Raw genomic sequence first — 15,845 nt, 5'->3', positions numbered from 1 at the left:
TCACCGCGTGAGGAGCCCTCACCGCGCCGCGCCCGAGGGGGCGGCATGAGGAGCATCGCCTTCCTCGCCCCCGACTTCCTCGCCAACCCCTGGCCCGGGTACGCCCGCTTCCGCGAGGAGCGCCCGGTCTGGTGGTCCGACGAGATCCGGATGTTCTGCGTCTTCCGCCACCGGGACATCCGCGCCTGCCTCACCGGAGCGGACTACACCGTCGAGTACCCCTTCCGGGTCAGCCGCCAGGTCTTCGGCGAGACCCTGCTCGACCTCGACGGGCCCCGCCACCAGCGGCTGCGCCGCCCGCTCGCCGGGCTCCTGCTCGGCCAGCGCGACAACGTCGGCTTCCGCGCCGCCGCCGAACAGCGGGCCCGTACGGCCGTGGCCGCGCTGTCCCCGGACGCCGTGCTCGACATGGTGGCCGGCCCCGCCCGCGCCGTACCGCTCACCGCGACCGCCGCCTTCCTCGGCATCCCCGCCGAACGGCACGACTGGCTCCTGCACACGGTGGAGTACCTCGTCGGCCATCTCGATGGCAGCAGCGGGGACTTCGCCCGCGCCTCCGCGCTCCGGGCCGAACTGGAGGCGTACCTCCTGGAGTTGATCTCCGACGGGGCGCCCGCCCGGTCCATGCTCGCGGAGGTCCACGGCTGGGTGCGCGACGGCGAGATCACGGACCGCGAGGCCGTCGGCCTCGCCACCCTCACCCTCGCCGCCGGCTTCGAGACCTCCACCGGACTGATCTCCAACACCCTGCACTGCCTCGCCCGCTTCCCCGAGCACGCGGCCCCGGCCGCCGCCGACGGCGGGCGCCTGCGGGCGTTCCTCAAGGAGACGCTCCGCTGGGAGCCACCCCAGCACGACACCGTCAGGTTCGCCCGGCGCGACACCACCCTCGCCGGCGTGCCCGTGCCGGCGGGCAGCGCCCTCAAACTCATGCTGGCCAGCGGAAACCGGGACGCCGACGTCTTCGAGCACCCCGAGGAGTTCCGGCCCGACCGGTCCACCCACGGCTCGCTGACCTTCGGACACGGATCCCACTCCTGCCTCGGCACCCACATCGCGCTCGACGTGGCCGAGGCGTTCATCGGGGCCCTGCTGGCCCGCTTCCCCGGGCTGCGCGCGGTGGACGACCCCCTGCCGCCGATCACCGGCTCGACCTTCCGCAGGCCGCGGGCGCTGCGGATGTGGCTGGGGCACGAAGGAGAGTCATGACTGTTCTCGAAGCACCCGAGGCCGGAGCCGACCGGACGCGGCGACTGGCCGAACTGTGGCGCGCGGCACTCGAGATCGACGCGGCCGAGTCCGCCGCGGGCTCCTTCTTCGAGCTCGGCGGCTACTCCCTGCTCGCGCTCTCCCTCGCCGAGGAGATCGGCCGGGAGTTCGGCGTCGCCGCGCCCCGCACCCTCGTGTTCGAGTACGACTCGCTCGACCGTCTCGCGGAGTGGCTGGAGACGGCGGCGCCGGCGGCCGGCCACGACTCAGAGGCGCCTGAGGCATCCGCGGCCCCCGCCGCCCCGGCGGCCGTACGACCCGCCACCGAGCGCTTCCCGCTCAGCCGGCTCCAGCAGGCGTACCTCATCGGCGAGCACAGCGGACTGCCCCTCTCGGGCCCCGCCGTCTTCCACGAGGAGTACGCCTCCGAGCCGATCGACGTCGCCGCCCTCCGCACCGCCCTGACCGCCCTCGCCGAGCGCCACGCCATGCTCCGCGCCCGCTTCCACGAGGACGGCACCCAGAGCGCCGGCCCCCTCGCCGGAGCCTGCCCCGTGGAGTACCGCGACCTCACCGGCCTGACGCCCGAGGACGCCGAACGGGCCCTGCGGGACAGCCTGGCCGAGCTGCGCGCCGAGCAGCCCGCGCCGGAGTCCGGCATCAACCTCCGGCTGCGGGTCCTCGACCTCGGGCCCCTCCACCGCGTCCAGGTCTGGGGCCGCCTCCTCGTCTTCGACGGCCAGTCCGGCACCGTCTTCGCCGACGAGCTGCGCACCCTGCTCGACGGCGGATCCCTGGAGCCGCTGGAGTACGACTACGCCTCCTACCGGCACGCGGTCGAGGCCGAGCGGGGCACCGAGGCCCACGCGGCGGCCCGCGCGTACTGGACCGAGCGCGCCGGCCGGCTGCCCGCCTCGCCCGTGCTGCCCCTGCGCCACACCCGGGACGCCACGGACGACGGCGCGGTCACCCGCCGCTCCTTCCTTCTGCCCGCCGAGGAGTGGGAGCGCTTCGGCGCCCACGTCCGCGCCCACGGCCTCACCCCGGCCACCGCCCTCGGCGCCGCGTTCTGCGAGATCCTGGGCCACTGGTCCAAGGACCAGCACTTCGTCCTCAACGTCATGTACGGCGAACGCCGCCCCTACCACCCCCAGGTGGACCGGGTGGTGGGCAACTTCTCCAGCACCCTCCTCCTGGAGCGCGGCCCCCGCACCCCCGGCGGCACCTTCGCCGAGCGGGCCGCCGCACTGCGCGACCGCCTCCACGAGGGCCTGGAGCACGGCATCCTCAGCGGCGTCGAGGTCCTCCGCGAGGCCAACCGCAGCTCCCGCCGCCTCGACGGCGTCGCCGCGGTCGTCTTCGCCCCCGTCCTCGGCCCCGGCACCGAGGGCGGCGTCTTCCTCGAACGGCTCGGCTGGCGCCGCGTCCACGGCGGCGTGCACACCCCTCAAGTCGCCTTCGACCACCAGGTGTTCGAGCTCTCCACCGGCCTCCTCGTCAACTGGGACACCCTCGACGGACGCTTCCCGGACGGCCTGGTCGACGAGATGTTCCGCGCCTACCGTGAGCTGCTCACCGAATTGGCCTCGTCCCCGCAGGCGTGGAAGCGTCCCTCGTTCGACCTCACCCCGCCCGGCGGCCCGGCCCCCCGGCGTACCGCCAACGCCACCCGCGCGCCCCGCACCCCCGCCACCCTCCACGGACTCTTCCGTGCGCGGCTCGCCGAGGACCCCGCAAGGCCCGCCGTCCTCAGCGGCACCCACACGGTCACCTACGCCCAACTCGACGCCCACGCACGGTCCGTGGCCGACGCGCTCGCCGCCGCAGGACACGCACCGGGGGAGCCCGTCGGCGTCGTCGCGGCCAGGGACTGGCGGCAGGTCGCCGCGCTCCTCGGCGTCCTCTACCACGGCGGCGCCTACGTCCCCCTCGCCCCCGACTGGCCCGACCGGCGGCACCGCCAGGTCATCGAGCGGGCCGGCCTGCGCACCGTGCTCGCCGCCCCCGGCTTCCTCGCCGGCACGCCCGGACGCCCCACCGTGGTCGACCTCGCGGAGGCGCTCGCCCCCGCGCCCGGCGACCGGAGCGGCGAGCCCCTCCCCGTGCCCGAGGACCCGGAAGCCCTGGCGTACGTCCTCTTCACCTCGGGCACCACCGGCGAGCCGAAGGGGGTGATGATCCGCCACGAGAGCGCGGCGAACACCCTCCGCGACCTCAACCGCCGCTGCGGCGTCGGCCCCGACGACCGGCTGCTCATGGTCTCCGAGTACACCTTCGACCTCTCCGTGTACGACGTCTTCGGCGCGTTCGCGGCGGGCGCGGCCGTCATCGCCGCCGACGTCCCCCGGGGCGAGATCGGCGAGCTGTACCGCCTCGCCGAAGGGCTCGGCGCCACCGTCTGGAACAGCGTGCCCGCCTACTTCGGCCTCCTCGCCGACTACGTGCGCAGCGGCGGCCACGCCCCCCTCGGCTCCCTCCGGCACGTCCTGCTCAGCGGCGACTGGGTGCCGCTCAACGTCACGGACGACCTGGCAGGCGTCGCCCCCGGCGCCCGCTGCCTCGCCCTGGGCGGCGCCACCGAGGCGTCCGTCTGGTCCAACGCCCAGGAGATCCCGCGCGGCGGACTCCCCGCCGAGTGGAGCTCCGTGCCCTACGGGCGCCCCCTGGAGAACCAGTACTACGCCGTCCTGGACGACGAGCTCGCCGACCGGCCCGACTGGGTGCCCGGCGAGCTGTACATCGGAGGCCGGGGCCTGGCCGACGGCTACCTCAACGCGCCGGAGACCACCGCCCGGGCCTTCCTCACCCGGCCCGGCACCGGCGAACGGCTCTACCGCACCGGCGACTGGGGCCGCTACTGGCCCGACGGCACCCTGGAGTTCCTCGGCCGCGAGGACCAGCAGACCAAGGTCAACGGCTTCCGGGTCGAACTCGGCGAGATCGAGACCCACCTCCTCGCCTGCCCGGGCGTCGCCGAGGCGATCGTCCTGGCCGAGCCCTCCGCCGGCGGCAGCTCCCTCGTCGCCCACCTCGTCGCCCACCCCGGCACGGACGGGGACGAACTCACCGACCGGGCACGCCGGTTGCTGCGCGAAGCCCTCCCGCCCCAGCTCGTGCCGCGCGGCTACCGCCTGCACCCCCGGCTGCCGCTGACCGACAACGGCAAGGTCGACCGGGCCGCGCTGGCCGGGACCACCGGCTCCGCCCCGCGCTCCGCCCGCCCCGGCCGGCTGCCCGCCGCCTCCGGCGCCGGGGCCGTCGTCCTCCGGCTCTGGGCCGAACTCCTCGGCCCGGCCACCCCCGAGTCCGACTTCTTCGACCAGGGCGGTGACTCCCTCACGGCCGCCCGCATGATGAACCGGCTCGAAGCCGAGCTCGGCATCCGCCTCCCGCTCACCGCCCTGTACGAGGCGGCCACCCCCGCCGGACTCGCCGCACTCCTCGACGAGGCCGCCGAAGCCGCCGAAGTCGCAGAGACCACGCGCGCCACCGGGACCGCCACCAGCCCCCGTACCGCCGCCCTCCCCTGCCTCAGCAGGCTCTCCGCCGCCTCGGGACCGCCCCTCGTCCTGATCCACCCGGTCGGCGGCGACGTCCTCTGCTACCGCCCGCTGCTCACCCGCCTCGCCCGTACGTACACGGTGTGGGGAGTGCGCGCCCCCGGCACCCTCGGCGAACGCCCCCCGCTGGACTCCGTCACCGCGCTCGCCCGGGAGTACGCCGCCGAGCTGCGCCCCCTGTTCGCCGACGGAGCGCCGGTACGGCTCGCGGGCTGGTCCTTCGGGTCCTTCGTCGCCCACGAGACCGCCCGGCTGCTCACCACCGGCGCCGGTGCGGCGGCCCGCGCCGACGTGGTGATGCTGGACCCGTGGCTCGCCGCCCCGGACACCACCGCCGGCGAGGCGGAACTCATCCGGTCCTTCTTCTTCAACCTCTCCGGCGGCAGGGCCGGCGTCCCGGCGGAACCGCTCGCCGGGCTCACCGGCGAGGCGGCCCTCGCCCGCGCCCTGGAACTGGCCACCGCCGCCCACCCGGCGCTCGGCTCGCTGACCTCCGGCAGCCTGCGCACCCTGTACGCCCTCTACCGGGCGCACAGCGACGCGCTCGCCGGACACCGCTTCTGCTCGGCCGAGGCCGTCCGCACCCACGTCCTGGAGGCCGAGGACGGCCTGGGCGGCCCCGCCTCCCGCTACCTGCGCCCGCTGAGCACGGTGCGGGACGCGGGCGGCGCGCCGGTGGCCCACTCCGTGCACCGGGTGCCGGGCGACCACTTCTCGATCGTCGCCGAGGAGCGGGCCGACCTGGTCGCCGGACTGATCCTCGGGAGCGTGAGCGGCCGGTGACGGACCACCACTGTCAGGTCGTCGGCTTCGGCGCCGCGGCCCTGGGCATCCCGCTCGCGGCCGACCGGGCCGGGCGCCTCGGCCGGCTGTCCCGCGCGGGCCTGTGCTTCCTGGACGCGGCGCCCGACCGGGAGCGGCTGCTGGCCTCCCGCTTCCCGTACGCCATCCACTCCAATTCCCGGGCCGGCGACTTCCTCGAAGGCGTCCGGCCGGACGGGGCCCTCGGCCCGGCCCTGCGCATGCCGGCCGGCCGGGAGCTCGGCCTGTCCGCCGACGAGCCGGTCCCGCTGCGGCTGGTGGGGCGCTTCCTCAACGACGTCTCCACCGTCCTGGAGGAGCGGGTGCTGCCGCACCCGGCCGTACTGCTCGGCGCGCGGGTCGCGGAGCTCCGCCGCGAGGAGGACGGCGGCTGGACGAGCCTCGCCGCCGACGGGCGGGAGCTGGCGACCTCCGCCACGGTCGTCCTGGCCACCGGAGCGTGGGAGGACACCGCCCGCACGGCCTACGAACTCGGCGTGGCGCCCGAGCGGGTCGTCGGCTCCGCCGAACTCCTCACCGGCGCGCTCGACCGGGCCGCCACCGTGCTCCGCGGCGGTGGCCGGATCGTCGTCGTCGGCGCCTCGCACAGCGGCTTCGCCACGGTCGAACTCCTCCTGGAACGGCTCGGCCACCGCGTCACGGCCGGCGCCATCACCGTCGTCCACCGCTCGCTGGCCCTGTCGTACGACAGCATGACGCGGGTCCGCGCGGAGGGCTCCCTGCCCGGCCAGACCCTGACGGTCTGTCCGGACAGCGGCCGGGTCAACCGGTTCAGCGGGCTGCGCGGCCGCAGCCGGCAGATGTGCCAGCGCGTCATCCGGGGCCTCGAACCACGGGTCCGGCTGTGCGCCGCGGGCAGCCCGGAGGCCCGGCGCGCGGCCGCCGACTCCGCGCTCCTCGTGCACGCCACCGGCTACCGGACGGCCGAGGTGCCGCTGCGCACCGCCTCCGGCGACCCGATCCCGGTGGGGGCGCGGCGCGGCACCACCGTCGTGGACGACGGCTGCCGCGTGCTCTCCCCGGACGGCGAGCCGGTCCCCGGGGTGTACGCCCTCGGGCTCGGCTACCCCCGCACCGGTGACGACGGCGTCGGCCGGGTCGGCATCAACCTCTTCCATGGCACCGACGCGGAGCGCGTCGTCATGGGACTGACCACCGCACGCGACAACGAAAGGGCACCCTCATGGCAAGGGCGATAGGCAACACCCCGGGCTCCAGCGAGGAGCACCAGTGGACGAACAGCCTGGAGCGCGGCCGCGTCCCCGGCCCCCGGCTGCCGCAGCAGACCGTGGTGGACAGCACCGGCCCGAGCACCCGCAGCGTCCACGCCGGCACGTACGTCGACCCGATCACCGGCGCCGTCGGCACCCCGATCTTCCAGAGCAGCACCTTCGTCTTCTCCGAGGACACCTACAAGGCGTTCGACCAGGGCCACATCCGCGACGTGGCCATCTACGGCCGCTACGGCTCCCCGAACCAGTGGGCCGTCCAGGAGAAGATCGCCGCCCTTGAGAACGGCGAGAGCGCGCTGCTCTTCTCCTCCGGCATGGCGGCGATCACCACCGCCCTGCTCGCGCTGACGAACCACGGCGGACACATCGTCAGTTCCCGTGACGTGTACGGCGGTACGTATAACCTGCTGCGCGAGGACATGCACCAGCTGGGCCGCACCGTGACGTTCGTCGACCCCACGGACATCGCGGAGATCCGCGCGGCCGTCCGGGACGAGACGCAGGTGCTCTTCTTCGAGACCCTGACGAACCCGCTGCTCAAGGCCGTCCCGCTGATCGAGCTCGGCCAACTGGCCGAGGAGCTGGACCTGTTGCTCGTCATCGACAACACCTTCCTCACCCCGCTCTACGCCCGCCCGCTCGAACACGGCGCGCACATCGTCATCCACAGCTGTACGAAGTACCTCAACGGGCACAGCGACGTGACGGCCGGCGTGGCCACCGGGCCGCGCAAGTACGTGGACCGGCTGTGGAGCCAGATGCTGAAGTTCGGCGGCTCGCTCGACGCGATGATGTGCTTCCTCCTGGAGCGCGGCCTGAAGACCCTGGTGCCGCGCATGCGCGCGCACTCCGAGAACGGCAACGCCGTCGCCGCCTTCCTCGCGCAGCACCCCGCCGTGCGCAAGGTCCACCACCCCTCGCTGCCCGACTACCCCTACAAGGACCTGTTCGCCTTCAGCCCCGACGCCTGGGGCGGCATGGTCAGCTTCGAGGTCGTCTCCGGCGACGAGGGCGCCCTGCGCCTCCTCGACCGGCTCCGCCTGCCGGTGGTCGCCACCAGCCTCGGCGGCGTGGAGTCCCTCGTCAGCCTGCCGTTCAACACCTCGCACAGCGTCCTGACCGAGCGCCAGCGCCGGGAGGTCGGCATCGAGCCCGGCCTCGTCCGCTTCTCCGCCGGCATCGAGGACACCGCGGACCTGATCGCCGACCTGGACCAGGCACTGAACGGTCTGTGAGCACCCGCACCACCCCCGCAGAGACGGCGAACAGGAGAGCAGCATGCGCAACGGACTGAACATCAGCGGAGTGTCGGAACTCATCCACGAGATCCGGGAGAAGCCCGCGGAGGCACTGATCGACTTCCGGGTCACCGGACACCCCGCCCGGGACGGCGTCGCCACCCACGTGCGCACCGCCCGGCACGGCTCGGTGCGGATGGCCCGCGGCTTCCGCGTCGACCAGCTGTCCCACCGTACGCGGGCCGACGACGAGGCGGTCCCCGTCACGGGCCGGATCGACCCGCTCACCAGCCCGTACGAGTCGGCGCTCGCCGCCCTCGGCGCGTGCGCGCTGATCACCCACATCAACGGCTTCACCGGGCGCGGAGTCGCCCTCGACGAGGTCGAGCTGACCGCTCGGGCCGAGCTCTCCCTCGACGCCTCCGGGCACGCCGCGCCCGGCGCCGGCCTCACCGGGCTCGCCTGGCGCTGCACCGTGGCCTGCGGCGCCGCGGACGACGTGGTCCAGGGCGTCAACCGCCTCGTGACCGCCTTCAGCCCGAACCACCGGGTCTTCCTCGACGAGGCCGACCTCGCCCTCAGGGCGCTCGTCACCCGCGGCGACGGCAGCCAGGAGATCCTCACCCTGCCGTACGCGCCCGGCCCCGCCCCCGCCCCTTCCCCGGACGGCGACACCGCGCACCGGGCCCTCTTCGAGGTGCGGCTGCGCTGGGAGTACGGCACCGAGGTCCACGCCCGTACCTCGCTGGAGCACGACGGGACCCGCCGCGAGGCCACCTCCGTCCTCGTCGTCGACCAGTCCAAGCAGATGCTCGGCATCGGCAAGGGCCCCAACCCCCAGGAACTGCTCCTCTCCGCCGTCTGCGGCGAACTCCTCGGCCTCGTCCGCGAGGAGACCGCCCGCACCGGCACCGCGATCGGCGAGCTGCACGTCAGCAGCGGCGGCCGGCTCGACATCCGCGGCATGCAGAACGTGCTCCGCGAGGTCCCCAGCCGCTTCCACAACCTCGGCTTCGATCTGGCGCTCACCAGCGACGCCGGGGCGGACGAGCTGACCGCCCTCCTCACCGCCGCGCTCGACCGCTCCGTCCTCCTCGCCACCCTCGCCCGGCCCAACGCCATCGCCATCGAACTCGGCCGCCCGGGCGCGCCGGACACCACGTACCTCAGCGGCACCGAGGCCGCCGAGGCGTTCCGCGACGAACTGTCCCGCCAGCAGCAGGAGGCCGCCCGCGCGGCGGAGGCCGCCGCCTCCGGCGCCGAGTGACGGCCGGCGAGCCCGGCCTCTTCCACACGTATCTGCTGCGCGCGGGCCGCGACACCCCCGACGCGCCCGCCCTCGTCCACCGCGACCAGGAGTGGAGCCACGGCCTGCTCGCCGAGCGGGTGGCGGCCCTGGCCGACGTCCTGCACGGGCACGGGCTGCGCGCGGGCGAGCGGATCGCCCTGGAGTTCGGCCCGTGTCCCGAGGCGGTGGCGCTGGAGATCGCCGCCGCCTCCCTGGGGCTCGTCTTCGTCCCGATCGGGCCCGACCTGCCGGCGGAACGCAAGGCCAACATCGTGCGCAGGACCGGCCCCCGCGCGCACATCACCCCGCCCGGCCGCACCCCGCCGGACACCCCGGGGACGGCCACCGGGACGCTCACCCCCGACGGCCTCCTGGAGCTGACCGGCGCCGGGCGGCCCCCGGGGGAGCGCCACGCGCCGCGCCCCTCCGACCCGCTGTACATCGTCTTCACCTCGGGCTCCACCGGCGAACCCAAGGGCATCGTGATGAGCCACGGCGCCGTCGTCTCCTTCTACGAGGGCTTCAGCGGGTTCGGCGTACGCCCGGGAGTCCGGCTGGGCAGCGCCTCGCCGCTCCAGTTCGACTTCTCCCTGCTCGACCTCGGCCTCGCGCTCGGCGCGGGCGGCTGCCTCGTCCAGGTCCCCGCCCTGCTCCTCCAGCAGCCCCAGGGCCTCGCCGCCCACCTCCGGCGCCACCGCGTCGAGCAGATGAACGGCGTGCCCTCCATCTGGCGCGGCGTCCTCGACGCCGGGGAGGCCGGCCTGCTCGCCGACACCCCGCTCGACACGATCCTGTACGCCGGCGAGGGCTTCCCCCTGCACGGCCTCCAGGAACTGCGCCGCGCGCTGCCCGGGGCGCGGCTCATCAACGGCTTCGGCCACTCCGAGTCGATCGCCTGCGCCTGGAAGGTCCTCCCCGGGGCCGTCCCCCACCGCGAGGGCCGCGTGCCCTTCGGCACCCGCGCCATCGACGGCATGCGGATGTACCTCGTCCGCGCCGACGGCACCCCGGAGGACCGGCCCGGCGAGGTCGCCGAGCTGTACATCGAGGGCGACGCGCTCTTCGACGGCTACTGGCAGGACCCGGAGACCACCGCGGCGGCGCTCGTACCGAGCCCCCTGGGCACCGGCCGGCTCGCCTTCCGCTCCGGAGACCTCGCCTCCCGCGACGAGCACGGCGAGTTCTACTTCCACGCGCGCAAGGACAGCCAGGTCAAGATCCGCGGCAACCGCGTCGAACTGGAGGAGATCGACGCCTGCCTGCTGGGGCACCCCGCCGTCGACCTCTCCGCGACCATCGTCAGCGGAAGCGGTAGCGGCGGATCGATCGTCACCTTCGTCCGCCCCAGCGCAGCCGCGCCCGACGGACTCGCCGACGCTGGACTCGCCGACGAACTGCGCCGGCACGCCGTGCGGCACCTGCCCCGGTACATGGTGCCCAGCAGGTTCCGCGTCGTCGATGAGATCCCCCTGACCAGCAACGGAAAGACGGACCGCCACGAGATGGCACGACGTTGGGAGGGCAGATGACCGCCGTCCACCTGAGCGGACTCAGCCGCCGGCACGGCACCTGGCACGACCTGGACCGGCTCGTCGACACCGGGGCGGCCGACGCCCCGGCCGTCACCCGGCTGCGCCGAGGAGGGCTCGCCCGGTACGCCGTCCACGAGGGCCCGCCCAGCGGCCTCTACGCCGACTGCCTCGCCGAGACCCTCGACCGCACCGGACTCGCGCCCTCCGAGGTCCACGCGGTGCTGTTCTTCTCCTCCACCTTCTCCGCCTACGAGGACCACGCCGACCTCGCCGCGCTCTGCGCCCGGTTCGGGATCCGCGACGCCTTCCCCCTCGGCATGTACCTGGGCCAGTGCACCAACTTCTCCTCCGCCCTCACCGTCGCCCAGGGACTCGTCGCCACCCAGGACGTCGACAACGTGCTGCTGCTGGGCGTCGACGTCCTCGACGACGGACGCGCCGCCCGCGTCCTCCCCGGCGACGTCTCCGTCTTCAGCGACACCGCCGTCTGCTGCCTCGTCTCGCGCGGAAGGACCGACGGGTACGTGGTCGAGCGCGTCGAGCACCGCTACCGGCCCGAACTCCACGCCCTCCACCCGCAGCGCGACCTGCTGCCCTACATCGACGGCTTCACCGGAGCCCTCTCGGGAGCCGTCGAGAAGCTCGCCAAGACGACCGGGCGCGCCACCGGCGACTACACGAAGCTCGTCCTGGCCAACCACGCCCGGCCCGTGCTCCGCAACTTCGCCGCCACCCTCGGCATCCCCTTCGACCGGGTCCCGACCGACGGCATCGGCACGCTCGGGCACTGCTTCGCCTACGACCAGCTGATCACCCTCAGCGAGCTCGCCGAACGGGGGGAGACCGCGCCGGGCGACGCCCTCCTCGCCATCGGCGTCGGCGCCAACTACTTCTACAGCGCCACCTCCTTCCTCCGCTGCGAGGCATGACCATGACCAGCACCCCCTCACAGGCCGGCAGCACCGGCATCGGCCTCGGCGGGCTCGGCTACGCCATCGGCGACTCCCTCCCGATCGAGAAGGCGGTCCCGGAGGACACCCCCGCCGAGCTGCTCGACAAGCTGCGCGCCCACGGCTTCGTCCACTGCTCGGTCGCCCAGGAGACACCGGCCGGCCTCGCGGCCCGCTCCGTCGCCGAGTCCCTCGCCGTCTCCGGCGTCGACCCGGCCCGCGTCGACGCCGTGCTCTACGGCACGTGCAGCTACTGGGGCGAGGGGCAGCCCCCGCCCGGCGACCCGGCCGCCCTGACCCGCACCCTCGCCCGCGTCGTCCTCGAACCCCTCGGCCTCGGGCACGCCGTCCTCTCCCTGGTGGGGCTCGCCGAGTCCGGCAACACCGGCTCGGTCCTCCGGCTCGCCCAGGCCCTGGTCGCCGCCGGGGTCCACCGCACGGTGCTGTGCGTGAGCAGCGACGCCGTGCCGCCCCTGCCCGGCGAGTACCGCGCGATGCCCAACGCGGTCACCGTCAACGGCGACGGCGCCGCCTCCTGCCTGGTCTCCTCGGAGTTCCCGGGGGAGTTCCGCCTCGACTCCACCGTCCAGCACTCCAGCGCCGCCATGCGCGGCCTGGTCAAGGGCGAGGGGCTGCGCAAGCACCTGGAGATCGTCAAGGGCGTCCGCGCCTGCCGCGCCGCCCTCGACACGCCCCCCGGCGGCTTCGCCCGGATGGTCTCGAACCACTATTCGGCCCCAGTCCTCGCGGAGTTCGCCGCCCTGGCCGACGTGGCGCCGGAACGCCTCCACACCGCCAACATCGCCCGCCTCGGGCACTGCTTCGCGGCCGACACCCTCATCGACCTCGCCGACCTGCACCGCGAGGGCCTGATCGGGCCAGGGGAGGCCGTCCTGATGCTCACCACGGGCCCGTCCACCTGGGGCATGACGGCGGTACGCGCCCGCTGACGCCCCGTACCCGCCCTCTCGTACCTCCTCCGGTACGCCCCCGTACCCCCCTTCGTACGGCTTCCCCGCCCGCTTCCACCGACAGGAGATCACCGCGATGGAGATCACGCCGGAGTTCCTCCGCGACCCCTACCCCGTCTACCAGCGGATGCGGGAGACGGGCCGGATGCACCTGAGCTCCGCCAACACGGGGCGCACCTGGTTCCTCCCCCACCACGCCGACATCCGCACCGCGCTCCGCGACGAGAGATTCTCCGCCTCCCGCAAGGCCGGCGGCTTCGTCAACCAGTTCCCGGCCGAGGTGCGCCCCGAGTTCGCCCGCTTCAACGAGGCCATCAGCCGCTGGATCGTGCTCCACGACCAGCCCGAACACCGCCAGCTGCGCCAGCTCATGCAGCAGGGGTTCACCCGCCGGCTCATCACCACCATGGAACCCAAGATCCAGCGGGTCTGCGACGACCTCATCGACGCCTTCGTCAAGCGCGGCACCACCGAGTTCATGGCCGACTACGCCCACCCCTTCCCCGCCAAGGTGATCGCCGAGATGCTCGGCGTGAACCCGGAGGACTACCCGGCCTTCGTCCGCTGGTCGGAGGACCTGCTCAACTTCGCCGGCTCGCTGCGCCCCACCCTGGAGATGTTCCGCGCCGCGCAGGACGGCCTCCTCGCGATGATGGACTACTTCGCCCAGCTGCTCCCCGAGCGGCGGGCGAACCCCGGCGACGACCTGGTCAGCCTGCTGCTCAGCGCCGAGAGCGAGGGCGAGTGGATGACGGCCGAGCAGGTGCTCGCGAACTGCACCCAGATCATCGTCGCCGGGCACGAGACGACCCGTAACCTCGTCGCCAACGGCGTGGAGCTGCTGCTCCGCTACCCCGAACAGCGGGAGCTCCTCCAGGCGCGGCCGGAGCTGATGCCCAGCGCGGTGCGTGAGATCATGCGCTTCGAGAGCCCGCTCCAGTTCATCCGGCGGGTGGCCCGGGAGGACTTCGCGTTCGGCGGCGCCGAGGTGCGCGAGGGCGATGGGCTGGTGCTGATGCTCGGCTCGGCGAACAGGGACCCCGAGGCGTTCGAGGACCCCGACACCTTCGACCTCACCCGCAACCCCACCGGCCATCTCGCCTTCGGCTGGGGCCCGCACGTCTGCGTCGGCGCCGCGCTGGCCGAGCTGGAGGGCCAGGTGTCGTTCCGGACGCTCCTGGACCGGCTCCCCGGCCTGGCGCTGCGGGTGCCGGAGCCCGAGCGCATCCTCAACCCGATGCTGCGGGGCTTCGCCGCCCTCGACCTGGGCTTCGGGGAGTCCGCCGCGTGAGCGCCGCCGAGCCCGTGGGGACGGAGCGGGGCGGAGCGAACGGCCGCCCCTTCGCCCGGGCCGCGGCGGCCGCGGCCGAGGCGCTGGACCGCGCGGGGGTCGCGCCCGCCGACGTCGAGCTGCTGCTCGTGGCGACCGACGCCTTCCCCGCGTACGACGCCCATCCCTCCGGTGGACACGCCCTCCTCGACGGCGCGTTCAACGCGGGCGTGCTGCGGGAGTTCGACGAGGCGACCGGCCTGACCCACGCCGTACCGATCGCCCTGACACCGGCCCCCGGCGCCCCCGCGGACACCCCCGTCCGGTACGCGGAGGCGCTGCTGGCCGCGGAGGGCGGGCGGACCGCGCTGGTCGTCACGGTCCTGGGCACGTCAGCCGTCGACGCGCGGGTCCTCGTCCGCTGACCGGGGGCCGCCGGCCGTGGCGCGCTCGGCGACGGGCTCCGCGTCCCCGGACGCGGGGTTCAGCCCCCGCATCCCGAGGTGGGCACAGGCGGCGGAGGCCAGACCCGCGGCGGCGCACATCAGCCACACGCCGTCGCCGTAGTGCCGCCAGACCGCCTCCCCGAGGACCGTGCCCAGCGCCGAGCCGAGACCGAACACGGCCTGGGAGGTGCCGATGTACCGTCCCTTCACCCGCCGCGGAGCGGTCGCCGGGTAGGCGAACATCGTCGGCCCGTTGGTCATCAGACCGCTGACGAACACGACCGTGGCCAGCAGGACGACGACCGTGGACCCCGACGCCAGGCCGTAGCCCGCCATGCCGAGCGTCATCAGCACGGTCCCTCCGGCGGCGACCCGGTGCGCGGGCCGCCCCTTCACCCGGGCGGTGACCGCCAGTTCGCAGGTGATGAGGACCGTGGAGGAGAGGGCGAGGGCGATGCTGTACGTGGACGTGAGCCCGTCCGCGTCCAGCTCCAGGGGCAGCGCGACCGTGTACTGCACGTACACGATCGCCATGAGGGCCATCGCCGCCAGGTAGAGCACGAACCTGACGTCGCGGACCATGCCGCCGTAGACGCCGCGCGGGGCACCGGCTGTGTCCGGGACCGGTTCGGCCTCCCTCGCGGGGCCGGCCCCGCGAGGGAGTACGGCCAGGGCCAGGAGCGCGTAGAGCAGCGCCGTCGCGCCGTCGAACCAGAACAGCAGGTCCCAGTCGACCGTGATCAGCCAGAAGGCGATCAGCGGCCCCAGCGCCGCACCGACGTTGATCGCGATGCGGAACATGGAGAACGCCATCACCCGGTGCTCTTCCGGCATCAGGTCGCTCAGCATGGTCGAGGCGGCCGGCCGGTACGCCTGCGTGATGGCGCCCGTCAGCGCCGTCACCGCGATCAGGAGCGGCGCCTGGCCCGGCCGGCTCAGCAGCGGCACGCAGCTCACGAGCAGCGCCGAACCGGCCATGGAGGCGGCGATGGTGGTGCGCGCCCCGAGGCGGTGCGTCAGCTCCCCGCCCGCCAGCGTCCCCACCACCGCGCCCAGGCTGTACGCGCCGAGGGCGATCCCGGCGAGCGACGCCCCCAGGCCCTTGTGCACCAGGTAGAGCACCAGGAACGTCTGGAGGAAGGCCCCCATCTGGTTGAGGAGGGCGCCACCGAGGAGGTAGCGGGCCGCCAACGGCGCGGCCCTCAGTGCCGGGAGGACCTGAGGGCCCTGGTCGACCGGCGCGGACATGGGCTTCCTGCCTTTCACTCGCGGGGGAGACGACGGGCCCCAGCGGTACGGGCCTCAGCAGTACGGGCCTCAGTGGGTA

The 15,845-nt window shown here is 74.3% G+C and carries 11 protein-coding genes; 10 read left to right on the top strand and 1 reads right to left on the bottom strand.

Annotated features, from left to right (window positions below; translation table 11 throughout):
* Positions 1-45 precede the first annotated feature (45 nt).
* The 10 genes from ACFXMG_RS33185 (at position 46) to ACFXMG_RS33140 (ending at position 14,497) form a co-directional block, all read left to right on the top strand.
* On the top strand, positions 46-1,209 hold the full coding sequence (locus ACFXMG_RS33185; protein WP_383818382.1) for a cytochrome P450: 1,164 nt from the start codon (positions 46-48) through the stop codon (positions 1,207-1,209).
* Positions 1,206-5,552, top strand: a complete 4,347-nt coding sequence (locus tag ACFXMG_RS33180; RefSeq protein WP_383818381.1) for an amino acid adenylation domain-containing protein — start codon at positions 1,206-1,208, stop codon at positions 5,550-5,552. The genes ACFXMG_RS33185 and ACFXMG_RS33180 overlap by 4 nt, the downstream gene beginning before the upstream one ends.
* A complete protein-coding gene (locus tag ACFXMG_RS33175) occupies positions 5,549-6,790 on the top strand; it encodes a hypothetical protein (RefSeq protein WP_383818380.1) in 1,242 nt (413 codons plus the stop codon). The genes ACFXMG_RS33180 and ACFXMG_RS33175 overlap by 4 nt, the downstream gene beginning before the upstream one ends.
* Positions 6,775-8,058: a trans-sulfuration enzyme family protein gene (locus tag ACFXMG_RS33170; protein ID WP_383818378.1), complete on the top strand. Its 1,284-nt coding sequence runs from the start codon at positions 6,775-6,777 to the stop codon at positions 8,056-8,058. The genes ACFXMG_RS33175 and ACFXMG_RS33170 overlap by 16 nt, the downstream gene beginning before the upstream one ends.
* A 43-nt stretch (positions 8,059-8,101) precedes the next feature.
* Positions 8,102-9,328 carry an OsmC family protein gene (locus ACFXMG_RS33165; RefSeq protein ID WP_383818376.1) on the top strand — a complete coding sequence of 409 codons (1,227 nt, stop codon included), beginning with the start codon at positions 8,102-8,104 and terminating at the stop codon, positions 9,326-9,328.
* A complete protein-coding gene (locus tag ACFXMG_RS33160) occupies positions 9,325-10,878 on the top strand; it encodes an AMP-binding protein (protein WP_383818375.1) in 1,554 nt (517 codons plus the stop codon). Before ACFXMG_RS33165 ends, ACFXMG_RS33160 begins: the two co-directional genes overlap by 4 nt.
* Positions 10,875-11,810: a 3-oxoacyl-[acyl-carrier-protein] synthase III C-terminal domain-containing protein gene (locus ACFXMG_RS33155; RefSeq protein WP_383818374.1), complete on the top strand. Its 936-nt coding sequence runs from the start codon at positions 10,875-10,877 to the stop codon at positions 11,808-11,810. The genes ACFXMG_RS33160 and ACFXMG_RS33155 overlap by 4 nt, the downstream gene beginning before the upstream one ends.
* Complete coding sequence (locus tag ACFXMG_RS33150) at positions 11,807-12,781, top strand: 3-oxoacyl-[acyl-carrier-protein] synthase III C-terminal domain-containing protein (protein WP_383818373.1); 975 nt, start codon at positions 11,807-11,809, stop codon at positions 12,779-12,781. Before ACFXMG_RS33155 ends, ACFXMG_RS33150 begins: the two co-directional genes overlap by 4 nt.
* 97 nt (positions 12,782-12,878) lie before the next feature.
* Positions 12,879-14,093, top strand: a complete 1,215-nt coding sequence (locus ACFXMG_RS33145; RefSeq protein WP_383818371.1) for a cytochrome P450 — start codon at positions 12,879-12,881, stop codon at positions 14,091-14,093.
* A complete protein-coding gene (locus ACFXMG_RS33140; RefSeq protein WP_383818369.1) occupies positions 14,090-14,497 on the top strand; it encodes a hypothetical protein in 408 nt (135 codons plus the stop codon). Before ACFXMG_RS33145 ends, ACFXMG_RS33140 begins: the two co-directional genes overlap by 4 nt.
* Here ACFXMG_RS33140 and ACFXMG_RS33135 read toward each other — a convergent pair.
* Positions 14,465-15,766: an MFS transporter gene (locus ACFXMG_RS33135; protein WP_383818368.1), complete on the bottom strand. Its 1,302-nt coding sequence runs from the start codon at positions 15,764-15,766 to the stop codon at positions 14,465-14,467. The two genes, ACFXMG_RS33140 and ACFXMG_RS33135, sit on opposite strands and share 33 nt — an antisense overlap.
* Between the last annotated feature and the right edge of the window lie 79 nt (positions 15,767-15,845).

This window comes from Streptomyces sp. NPDC059201 (genome assembly GCF_042754585.1).
Classification (GTDB): Bacteria; Actinomycetota; Actinomycetes; order Streptomycetales; family Streptomycetaceae; genus Streptomyces.
The sequence above is the reverse complement of the archived record's forward strand: the minus strand, read 5'-3'. Positions and strand labels throughout refer to the sequence as shown.

Coding starts and splice junctions, on each gene's coding strand:
- ACFXMG_RS33150 (WP_383818373.1), top strand. CDS start 11,807: ATGACCATGACCAGCACCCCCTCACAGGCCGGCAGCACCGGCATCGGC.
- ACFXMG_RS33145 (WP_383818371.1), top strand. CDS start 12,879: ATGGAGATCACGCCGGAGTTCCTCCGCGACCCCTACCCCGTCTACCAG.
- ACFXMG_RS33185 (WP_383818382.1), top strand. CDS start 46: ATGAGGAGCATCGCCTTCCTCGCCCCCGACTTCCTCGCCAACCCCTGG.
- ACFXMG_RS33170 (WP_383818378.1), top strand. CDS start 6,775: ATGGCAAGGGCGATAGGCAACACCCCGGGCTCCAGCGAGGAGCACCAG.
- ACFXMG_RS33165 (WP_383818376.1), top strand. CDS start 8,102: ATGCGCAACGGACTGAACATCAGCGGAGTGTCGGAACTCATCCACGAG.
- ACFXMG_RS33180 (WP_383818381.1), top strand. CDS start 1,206: ATGACTGTTCTCGAAGCACCCGAGGCCGGAGCCGACCGGACGCGGCGA.
- ACFXMG_RS33155 (WP_383818374.1), top strand. CDS start 10,875: ATGACCGCCGTCCACCTGAGCGGACTCAGCCGCCGGCACGGCACCTGG.
- ACFXMG_RS33135 (WP_383818368.1), bottom strand. CDS start 15,766: ATGTCCGCGCCGGTCGACCAGGGCCCTCAGGTCCTCCCGGCACTGAGG.